At 47.8% G+C, this 7,140-nt stretch carries 9 protein-coding genes and 1 riboswitch; of the genes, 5 read left to right on the top strand and 4 right to left on the bottom strand.

Annotated features, from left to right (window positions below; translation table 11 throughout):
- Positions 1–97: 97 nt before the first annotated feature.
- The 5 genes from RMO52_RS01555 (at position 98) to RMO52_RS01575 (ending at position 4,487) form a co-directional block, all read left to right on the top strand.
- The gene (locus RMO52_RS01555) at positions 98–1,063 is read left to right on the top strand and encodes an ankyrin repeat domain-containing protein (protein WP_310410320.1); all 966 of its coding nucleotides are present in this window, start codon (positions 98–100) and stop codon (positions 1,061–1,063) included.
- Positions 1,064–1,371: 308 nt separating this feature from the next.
- A riboswitch (cobalamin riboswitch) is annotated at positions 1,372–1,542 on the top strand.
- Positions 1,543–1,753: 211 nt separating this feature from the next.
- The gene (locus RMO52_RS01560) at positions 1,754–2,536 is read left to right on the top strand and encodes an energy-coupling factor ABC transporter permease (protein WP_310410321.1); all 783 of its coding nucleotides are present in this window, start codon (positions 1,754–1,756) and stop codon (positions 2,534–2,536) included.
- On the top strand, positions 2,517–2,837 hold the full coding sequence (locus RMO52_RS01565; protein ID WP_309738516.1) for an energy-coupling factor ABC transporter substrate-binding protein: 321 nt from the start codon (positions 2,517–2,519) through the stop codon (positions 2,835–2,837). The genes RMO52_RS01560 and RMO52_RS01565 overlap by 20 nt, the downstream gene beginning before the upstream one ends.
- Positions 2,837–3,634, top strand: coding sequence for a cobalt ECF transporter T component CbiQ (cbiQ, locus tag RMO52_RS01570; RefSeq protein WP_309738517.1), 798 nt, complete (start codon positions 2,837–2,839; stop codon positions 3,632–3,634). Before RMO52_RS01565 ends, cbiQ begins: the two co-directional genes overlap by 1 nt.
- Entirely contained in the window at positions 3,627–4,487 is an 861-nt protein-coding gene (locus RMO52_RS01575; RefSeq protein ID WP_310410323.1) for an ABC transporter ATP-binding protein, read from the top strand. The genes cbiQ and RMO52_RS01575 overlap by 8 nt, the downstream gene beginning before the upstream one ends.
- 96 nt (positions 4,488–4,583) lie before the next feature.
- Here the strand turns inward: RMO52_RS01575 and RMO52_RS01580 are convergent, their stop codons facing one another.
- From RMO52_RS01580 to RMO52_RS01595, 4 genes are all read right to left on the bottom strand, one after another.
- Positions 4,584–5,225 (bottom strand): LON peptidase substrate-binding domain-containing protein, encoded by a 642-nt coding sequence (locus tag RMO52_RS01580; protein ID WP_309738520.1) that lies wholly within the window; start codon positions 5,223–5,225, stop codon positions 4,584–4,586.
- A 315-nt stretch (positions 5,226–5,540) separates the two neighbouring features.
- Positions 5,541–6,110: a Uma2 family endonuclease gene (locus tag RMO52_RS01585; RefSeq protein WP_309738521.1), complete on the bottom strand. Its 570-nt coding sequence runs from the start codon at positions 6,108–6,110 to the stop codon at positions 5,541–5,543.
- 97 nt (positions 6,111–6,207) lie between these two features.
- Positions 6,208–6,525, bottom strand: coding sequence for a 30S ribosomal protein S10 (rpsJ, locus tag RMO52_RS01590; protein WP_015161331.1), 318 nt, complete (start codon positions 6,523–6,525; stop codon positions 6,208–6,210).
- A 107-nt stretch (positions 6,526–6,632) separates the two neighbouring features.
- A partial coding sequence (locus RMO52_RS01595; protein ID WP_310410326.1) for an EF-Tu/IF-2/RF-3 family GTPase occupies positions 6,633–7,140 on the bottom strand: 508 nt, incomplete at its 5' end.

The following is a 7,140-nucleotide window of genomic DNA, read 5'->3' on the forward strand; positions in this document are numbered from 1 at the left end:
ACTCGCAGCAAAATGTGAAGACCGCTATATTTATAATTATCTCTATCCAATAGTAAATACCACCTTTCGACTGTGTGCCGATCGCTAGGGCTAAAAATTGCTCCACGCGACTCGCAAACGGCGGATTCGCGAACAAAATCGCCCGGTGGAAAAATTCATAGAAATGGCGACAATCGGCAATGTCGATGAAGTCAATCGGGCAATTGAAATCGGTGTGGAAATCGACGAAATCGGCGCTAAAGGACATACAGCCTTGATGGCGGCAGCATATTACGGGCATCGATCGTTAGTTGACTCGCTCTTAGCTGCGGGTGCCGATCCTAATTTGCTTAGCGATGACGATGGTTTAGCAACTGGGATGACAGCCTTAATGCTAGCTGCTGGGAGCTTTTTTGCCAGCAATCGGCAGCATATTGCCAAGCTGTTGATTGCTGGTGGTGCTGATGTCAATCAACGTGGTGCTGGTGGGAAAACAGCGATTTTTCATGCGGCGTTGGCGGGTTCTGGTTATACCGACTGTGTGGAAGTCTTAATTGCGGCTGGTGCCAATCTCGACGTCCAAGACGATCGCGGACACACGGTATTATCCTCGGTAGCCGCTGCCGAAAACTACCCGATGTTTAATCTGCTGATGCAGGCGGGCGCATCGACAGCCGGACTCGAATCGATCCAACTGATCCAAGCTGCGACAGCCGGGAATGTCGATCGCGTCCGCTCGTTGTTGGCAACTAATGTAAATAAAGATCTCGATCGCGGTGCGGCGATTGGAAATGCCGCCGCCGCCGGACATACCCAGATCGTCGAACTCTTGATTCGAGCTGGCGCAAATGTCAATCTCCGGGATAAATTAGGATTTACGCCGATCGCCAGTGCTGCCTATGCGGGTTATGGTGAGATCGTGCGGCTGCTCATCGATGCAGGTGCCGATATTCAAGCTCCCGCTGGCGGATCTCAGAGTTATTCAGCACTAGAATACGCCCAAATGGGTCTTTATCAATTCGATCGTGACGATCTCCAACACGCTCAAATCATTCATCAGCTTCAGCAATTGGGGGCGCGGTAGATGGGAGACGGGAGATGGGAGTTGGGAGAGGTAAGAGGTAAGAGGTAGGAGTTGGGAGATGGGAGATGGGAGTTGGGAGAGGTAAGAGGTAAGAGGTAAGAAGTAAGAGGTAAGAGGTAGGAGTTGGGAGAGGTAAGAGGTAAGAGGTAAAAGGTAAGAGGTAAGAGGTAAGAGGTAAAACCTCCCCCTCCCCCCGTCTCCCCGTCACCCCCTCCCCCCAACTCCCAACTCCCAACTCCCACTAATGCTCGATAGTTACGATCGAGAGATTAGCTCGCGTGATAGGATGTAGCCAGTCGCGGATAAACCCACCTCGATCGAGATTGGGTGGTCGCGGAGATCGACGGGGAAAGATTGGTGCAAAATCCAACGCTGTCCCGCAACTGTAATGTATTCGGGATGCCATAACTCAATCTCTAGATCGTGTTAAATCTTGAATTAACTGAGTCAGAACGCCTGTCGATTGAAATAAACTACGTTCATCTGCGAGGTTCAAGGTGACAAAATATTTGGATCGAACGAGCATCGGAGCAATCTCCGCTCTAATGCTCGAAGCTTACTACAATTTATCATGGGCTGACTGGTTTCTAGGGGAGCAAGTGCAAATTAGAGCTTTGAGACTGGGGTTGGCAAGATAAAACTGATGGCTCGGCTCAGCTTTATCTTGCATAGCAAACTCACTAGAAATCAATGAAAACAAAATATCAAAAAGTTGCTACCTTGCTGGCAATAGCTGGCTTGAGTAGCTATCTAGTCATTGGCTCGCCCGCACCAGCTCAGGCGATGCACATTGCCGAGGGCTATTTACCCTTTGAGTGGGCAGTGTTTTGGTGGGTAGTTGCTTTGCCTTTTTTCTTAGTGGGCTTGCGATCGATCGATCGGATTACGACAGCGCACCCAGAATTAAAGCTACTCCTAGCATTATCTGGAGCCTTTACCTTCGTCCTCTCTGCGCTCAAAATTCCGTCGGTCAATGGTAGCAGCTCTCACCCAACTGGAACGGGACTAGGCACGATTTTATTCGGCCCTTTGGTGATGTCGGTAATAGGTGGATTGGTATTGCTATTTCAAGCGGTACTATTGGCTCATGGCGGATTGACAACATTGGGTGCAAATGCCTTTTCGATGGCAATTGTCGGTCCGCTGGTCGCGTATGTTGTCTACAATACGATCGCCAAAACTGTGCATCAAAAAGTCGCAGTATTTATGGCTTCAATGTTAGAAAACTTGTGTACTTATCTAGTAACAGCGGTGCAATTAGCACTAGCTTTTCCAGCCGCGCAAGGCGGATTTATAGCGGCCTTTATTAAATTCGTTGGTGTATTTGCGATTACCCAAATTCCCTTAGCAATTAGTGAAGGATTATTAACTTTACTGGTATGGAACTGGCTGCAAGACTACGGTCAACAGGAATTGAGAATACTAGGACTCTTTAAACCAGGAAATAATTTAGATGCAGAAATTAACGAGTAATTGGTGGCTATTAGGTATTGTTGCTGCCTTATCTTTTGCACCAGTTTTGATTTTTCAAGGTAAAGAATTTAAGGCGACAGACAGCCGGAATCAAACGGCGATCGAAGAAGTTCAACCGGGTTACAAGCCGTGGTTCCAACCTGTAATTAAGCCATCAGGCGGTGAAATTGAAACATTTTTATTTGCAACTCAAGCGGCGATCGGATCGGGTGTGACTTGTTATATTTTAGGTTTATATAAAGGGCGCACCGAACGCCGTCAAGCCGATCGAATTACCCGTTCGATCGAACATCGCGATTAGTGCAGATTCATCTCGATACACTTGCCTATAGCAATCGGCTGCGCCAACTTCCCCCCGCTCAAAAGCTCTGGTTTGCCCTCTGGATGCTGCTGCTAGCGCTGGTCAGCCACTACCCGGTACAAATCCTCATTTTTGGGTGGATGAGTGTCTGGATCGTCATTTACGCGGGGATTCCGCGTCGGGTTTACGGTGCGATGTTGGTGGGAGTTTTAGTGTTTTTGATAACTAGTCTGCCAGCGATCGCGATCGAGTATGCTAGGAACAGTACACCTGCAATTCAGGCTGATACCTTGTGGCACATGGGCATCGGCAGCGGGCAGATTTATCTGAGTTATCGCGGCACGATCCGGGCACTCGAATTGCTGGTAAGATCCTCGGCGAGTACTTCGGTGCTGTTTTTTATCGTATTGACAATTCCGGCGATCGATCTGGTTGTTACTTGCCAAAAACTTGGCTGTCCGCAGATTTTGATTGAGTTATCGTTATTAATTTACCGCTGCATTTTTATATTGGGAGATACCGCACAAACAATTATCACAGCGCAAATCTCGCGCGGTGGTTATCGGACGCACCGCTTGCGGCTCAATAGCTTGAATCTACTGGTACGACAGTTGATTCACCGGACGGCGAACCGTTATCGCCAGTTGACACTAGGCATCAATGCGCGAGGTTTCAATGGGGAATTGCGATTTTGGCAGCCGCAGTCTCATGTGTACTCGTGGCGTTATGCCATAGAATCGATCGCAGGTTGTCTGGTACTGACAATTGGAGAAATTTTGTATCGGCGCTATGTCTGAATATTTACTGGAGTTTCAAGACGTTTATTATAGCTATCCAATGGCAACGACGCCGACTCTACAAGGGTTGAGTTTGCGGCTGCCCAAACAGCAAAAGACGGCACTAATCGGTCAAAATGGGTGTGGGAAGTCTACGATGTTGGCGATCGCGGATGGATTAGCTCAGCCCGATCGGGGGAAGGTTATATTAGATAATATCCCCTTAGCTTTCAATCGAGCCGCACTCAGACGCTGGCGACAACGGGTAGGTTTAGTATTTCAAGATCCCGAACAGCAACTCGTCGCACCAACTGTCGCCGCAGATATTTCTTATGGGTTGTGCAATCAAGGTTTACCCACAGCAGAAGTAGCGGCAAAAGTGATGAAGACGCTTACGGACTTTAATTTAGAAGCCTTGGCAATGTCGCCCTTACAACACTTGAGCCTAGGACAAAAAAAGCGGGTGAGTATTGCTGGGGTAATGGCTTTGCACCCAGAGTTATTGCTCTTAGATGAGCCGACAGCTTACCTCGACTCGGTACAGACGCGCAACTTATTAGTAGAATTAGAAGCGATCGCCCAGCGTGGTACGACGCTGCTAATCGCCACTCACGATCTGGATTTTGTCTATCAATGGGCGGACTGGATTTTGGTAATGGAGCAAGGGCGGCTGATTACAGAGGGTGAAACGTTGGCGGTGTTCGATCGACTGCAATTTATGCCAGAATTTGAGCTAGGGATGCCGCTATTGTGGCAAATGTGGTCGCCCTTAGCTGCCAAAATGCCTAAAGTCCCCGCCCCTCGCTCGATCGATGAATTCAATAGTTACTTACAATCGATCTTATCGAACATCAGCCTGACTCCCGAAGTTTAGATAACGGCAATAATTCAGTCACTCTTCAGGCTCTCCCAACTCCCAACTCCCATCTCCCATCTCCTCCTAAAATAGCACTAAGAATACCGCTTAGTCCTACGGTAGAGCGTCTTTGAGCGCCGTTCTCGCCGCTAAGTGATTGCGAGTGGATGTCAAAATTTCTACTTCTCGATCGAGTCGTGTCGTAGTATCTTGCATTTCGAGTAGAGCCTGCTGTTCCGCAGCCACACCATATAGATGGCTGGCTACCCAGTACGATAGTTCGATCGGCAGTTCGGGTAAATTATCTGGTAGCTCGACGGGCTGCTCGGTGAGCTTACCAGACAGATGCACCACATCGCGCAGGAGTCGCTCCACATCGGTCGCTAAGGGGCGTAAATCTGCTTCGGTGGGACGATCTTCGATCCACTCAACTAACCCCACTCGATAGGGCTTCTCGCGCACGTATTCGAGCACTCGGAACCGCTGCTGTCCCATCGTCAGAACTTTCATCCGATCGTCTGGCAACTGCTGGAAGTGGACGATCTCCGCACAACAGCCGATATCTGCTGGTTGTCCTCTGACGGGATCCCACATCTGCACGCCAAATCGCCTGTCGCTGCTCATGATCGTGTTCATCATGATCCGGTAGCGAAATTCAAAAATATGCAGCGGTAAAGGACGACCGGGAAATAGCACCAGTTCGGGAAGCGGGAATAAGGGGAGTTCTCTCACGGCGATTGTAGAAGAAAGTGCCATTTACGGATTAGATGTAAAGCATGGGTTCTTATCTAAGGTTAACGGATCTAACCCCATAAGTGCTAGGTGCCAAACGTCATAATTGCGATCTCCAACTTCATTATAGGTCTTGATGACTGGCGAACAGATCTCGATCCAATCGCAGCTTAAGTCATGGGGCAGAAACTGCTCGGCTACATTATCCCCGTTCGAGGATATCGCAATCGTCCAATGTCTCAACTGCTCTAAAACCTAATCTGAGGTATAGATTCTTGGCTGGATTACCTCTAAGTACCCGCAATCGAACGAGTTCATTTGCAATAGATGGATGTTTTGCTAAGTTTTTGAAGCTGGGAAAAAATCGCCAATATCTAGTGAAATCTCTGGAAATTCAGGTAAGTTAATCGAGCGCGGCGGCGTAACAATTTGCACGCTAGTATAAATATTACCTTCAGGTTGACGATATATTTCTAAGCGATCGTCAATCAAATTAACAATCCAATATTCACTAATTCCGGCAGCAGCATAGAGTGGAGCTTTAGTCTCGCGATCGAACTTAATACTCGAATCCGCGACTTCAATTACAAGGATAATATCAGCAGGAGATGGATGACTGTTAACATAATCATCCGATCGCAATCTGGCGATGACGATATCTGGTTCCGGTTCGCTATTATTGAGCAAAGTAATCGGATCTTGACAGCGCACGATCGCCCGTCGTTGAATGAGCATCGGTAGTTCTGTTATGAGTCTGGTCGTAGAAACAGTGTGCCGAGTACCTTTTGCCGCCATCGTGAAAATTTGTCCTAAGATTAATTCTACTCGCTCTCCTTCCCTGATAATGCCACTTTCCATCATGCCGTAATATTCGGTACTAGTGAGCTGACGGATTTGAGTATTAACCATGCGATCGACCTCTAGCAATGCAACTTACTTTTTATGATAACATCTACAAAAAAGTCCTCAAATGAGGACTTCTGAACATAAGTTATTGGCTCAATATCTAGAGTTTCACTTCAATATCTACACCTGCTGGTAAATCTAATTTCATCAAGGCGTCGATCGTTTTGGCAGACGGATCTTTGATATCGATAATGCGACGATGGGTGCGAGTTTCAAAATGCTCGCGGGAATCTTTATCGACGTGGGGCGATCGCAAGACGCAATAGATCCGGCGGCGAGTTGGTAAGGGAATCGGCCCGATCGCAGTTGCGCCAGTCCGATTGGCAGTTTCGACAATTTTGTCACATGAGGTATCTAGTAAACGGCGATCGAATGCTTTAAGACGAATCCGAATTTTTTGCTGAGTAATAGTTGCCATAATTTTAGGGTTTGGTTGTCAAGGTACAAAAGTAAGAAATAATTCATCAGACACAAAGATAGAGATACACCCAAGGCATATCTCTATCTTTAATTTAGGTAATTAACCTATTTGATAATTTTGGCGACGACACCAGCGCCGATCGTCCGACCGCCTTCACGGATTGCGAAGCGCATTCCTTGTTCGATCGCGACTGGGTTGATCAGTTCTACGGTCATTTTGACCCGATCTCCAGGCATCACCATCTCAGCAGCACTACCGTCATCGGCAGTAAAGGCTTGGATGTTGCCAGTTACGTCAGTCGTCCGAACGTAGAACTGAGGACGATAACCGGGGAAGAATGGAGTCTTACGACCACCTTCTTTGTCGGTAAGTACGTATACTTCACCTTCAAATACGGTGTGAGGCTTGATACTGCCTGGTTTCGCAATGACCATTCCGCGTTCGATATCGGCTTTTTGGATACCGCGCATCAGTACGCCGACGTTATCGCCAGCCAAACCTTCATCGAGGGATTTTTGGAACATTTCAACACCAGTGATCGTGGTGCTACGCGTGTCTCTGATCCCGACGATTTCGACGTTTTCGCCAACTTTGACTTTTCCACGCTCGATC

It is taken from the genome of Chamaesiphon sp. OTE_8_metabat_110 (genome assembly GCF_031382685.1).
GTDB lineage: Bacteria > Cyanobacteriota > Cyanobacteriia > Cyanobacteriales > Chamaesiphonaceae > Chamaesiphon.